The following is a 2,853-nucleotide window of genomic DNA, read 5'->3' as shown; positions in this document are numbered from 1 at the left end:
TTCTTTTAACATTGAATACTTTCGATAAGTTTTATAGAAACTGCTACCCAAAAAAACAACCAGAAGTGCGGGAAACAACTTCAAAAGGACAAATGGAGTTTCAAATAAAAATGCTTTCCAAAATAATGAACCTTTCATACTCCAAAGACCTTCATGATATAATCCCGAATCCTTGTAAGGCATATAAGATGAAGCCAAACACAGCATACCCAACATAAATGAATAACCCATTAATCTTTTATAATAATTACCCTTTGATTGGCGGTCCGAGAAGATTTCATTTTGCTTATCATCTTCTTTTTGCCAATAAACCCCACCAAGCCAGGAGCCATTTATATAAATCCAACCGAAGTCTTCATATATCCCTTTGTAATCTTCGAACTTTTTCTTTGATAAATAATCTTGATAATCCAGTCGCATCACATATCTCTTGTCGGTTTTTTCGAAAGTGTATATTCCTAATCCACTAATATTTGTACAACGATATCCTTTTTGTAATTGCTCGTTCAGCCATTGCTCCTCTTTTTCAATATCAAAAAACATCTTAAATTTCTTCATTCGATTCACTTCCTTCGTACAGGGATAAAATATGCAATAACCTGTTTTGTTCCATTTTCAAAATGGCGCTTCCTTCTGCAGTTATCATATAAACTTTTCTCCGACCTGACTCTCCAACAGCTTCGATCCAACCATGCTTATTCAAGTTTTCAATCGCACCGTATAATGTACCAGCTGCTAAAATAACAGTACCGTTACTTATCTTTTCTATCTTCTGCATTACGGCATAGCCATGGAGTGGCTCACGCATAGCTAATAAAATATAATGCATGGTTTCAGACAACGGTAATAATTTATGTTTCATATCCTCACCCTCTATTCAGTTCGACTATGTAGTTCAACTGAATAGTCAACAACATTTTCAAAGTTAGTCAAAGGAACTTAAAGTAAAAAGCTTGATAACAAGGGAAAAATCAATCTAAAAAGTCGCTTTCCTTACGTAAGGGAAAGCGACTTTTTGTGTAGTCTTATTCAATTAAATGGCCCGATTGTTGAACAAGAAAAAACCTGCATTTCAAGCAGTTTTTTTGATCGTACTTTTTTACAAACAGTACATCCTTTTTATAAACGGTACGACTTTCTTATAACCAGGACAACTTTATTCCAAACCAACATTTGTAAATTCTTTTTACTATTGTTTTGATTCATCAATTTTAAATTGTGAAATCAATCCTTCTAATTCTTCAATTTTGTTCCTTATTTGCATGGATTGATTCGTTATTTCTGTAATGGATGATGCTTGTGTTTGAATTGCTTGTACGGTTTGATCCGTATCTTTTGCTACCCTTGTAGACGTTTCTGATACTACTGATAATGAAGCGTTAATTTCTTCCGTTCCAGCAGACATTTCTTCTGTCGTAGCTGATACTTCTTGGATTTGTCTTGTTATCTTATGAATATCTTTCATGATTGTTGAAAAGGCTTCGTCTGCTTCATTAGCAGCATTTCTTCCTTGTTCCGCTTCTTCTTGACCTTTTCTCATAATTTGAACAGTATCTTTTGTATCTTGTTGAATTGATTTAATTAAATCATTAATTTCATGTGCGGATTGCTTGGATTGTTCAGCTAAATCTCGCACTTCAGCTGCAACAACTGCAAAACCTTTTCCATTTTCCCCTGCACGTGCTGCTTCAATTGCAGCATTTAAAGCAAGCAAGTTTGTTTGTTCCGCAATATTCGTAATAGCGTTTAAAGCTTTATCTATATCTTGCGTACGCATCACAAGACGTTCTATCATTGTAGATGTTTCTTCCACAGCTTTATGTACATTATTCATTTGAGTAATGGATTGCTTGATTACTTCACTTCCACTATCCACACGATCAGTTGTAATAACAGACACTTCAGCAACAGTTGATGCAGATTCAGCCACTGTTTGAACTCCATTTGCTACGTCATTCATTGCTGTTGAGCTTTCTTGAATACTCGTAACTTGCCCTACTATTTGTTTGTTCACTTCATGAATCGTTTGAACAGCTTCGTTAGAGATTTGAGATGCCTGTTTTGTATTTTGCAACATACAATCAGTCGAGGAAGTAACCTCATGTGTTGTTACCTTTATTTTCTCAATTAGTTGTTGCAAATTGTCTAACATATGATTAAAAGAAGTAACAATATTTCCTAATTCATCATTTGCTTCATAAGAAGTACGTATTACTAAATTCCCATCTGCTACTTCTTTCATATCATGCTGTAATAACGTAATTGGACGGTGAATAGATGTTTTAATGATATATCCAATAAACATAATAACCGCAGTCACTATAACTGAAATAATAATAAAGATTAGTACCATATTCTTCATGTTGCTAACATTATCTTTTTGTAATTGTTCTGCATGGTTAACATTATAATTAATGAGTGCTTGAATACTATCACTTGACTTTTGTATAGCGGGCTCAACTTCTTTTAAATAATAAGCATAAGCATCTTCGTTTTTATTTTGCATCGCTAAATTTTGTGCTTCATTTATTGTCGTTCTGAACTCTTGATAATTTTTCTGAAAATCTGCATATAATTGTTTTTCTTCTTGTGAAGTAATCTTAGACTCATATTTTTTTAATAGTTGCTGATTCTCATTCTTTAATTGATCCATTCTACTTACTAATTCTTTGTTTCTTTTATCATCAGTTGTAAGCATAAGTTCCATAAGATTTTTAGCACCATAATGAAAATTAGATTCTACAGTCTCTATCCAGTAAATTGGCAGCAATCTTTCTTCATACATACTTGTAGAAGCTTCGCCTGTCTTCTTTAAGCTGATACCCCCTATAATTGATAAGAGAATACATGCAA

General features: G+C 33.4%; 3 protein-coding genes. All 3 read right to left on the bottom strand.

Annotation, left to right across the window (positions count from 1 at the left end):
• A partial coding sequence (locus V7183_RS15820; RefSeq protein ID WP_335360129.1) for a DUF2812 domain-containing protein occupies positions 1-558 on the bottom strand: 558 nt, incomplete at its 3' end.
• A complete protein-coding gene (locus V7183_RS15815) occupies positions 545-862 on the bottom strand; it encodes a PadR family transcriptional regulator (protein WP_097896289.1) in 318 nt (105 codons plus the stop codon). The genes V7183_RS15820 and V7183_RS15815, both read right to left, overlap by 14 nt.
• A gap of 327 nt (positions 863-1,189) precedes the next feature.
• Positions 1,190-2,853 (bottom strand): methyl-accepting chemotaxis protein (locus tag V7183_RS15810; protein WP_335360128.1); only part of this gene is annotated, 1,664 nt, incomplete at its 5' end.

Origin of the sequence: Bacillus sp. JJ1127 (assembly GCF_036965845.1) — a bacterium.
Lineage (GTDB): Bacteria > Bacillota > Bacilli > Bacillales > Bacillaceae_G > Bacillus_A.
Note: the sequence above shows the minus strand (reverse complement) of the source record. Positions and strands in the feature narration are given on the sequence as shown.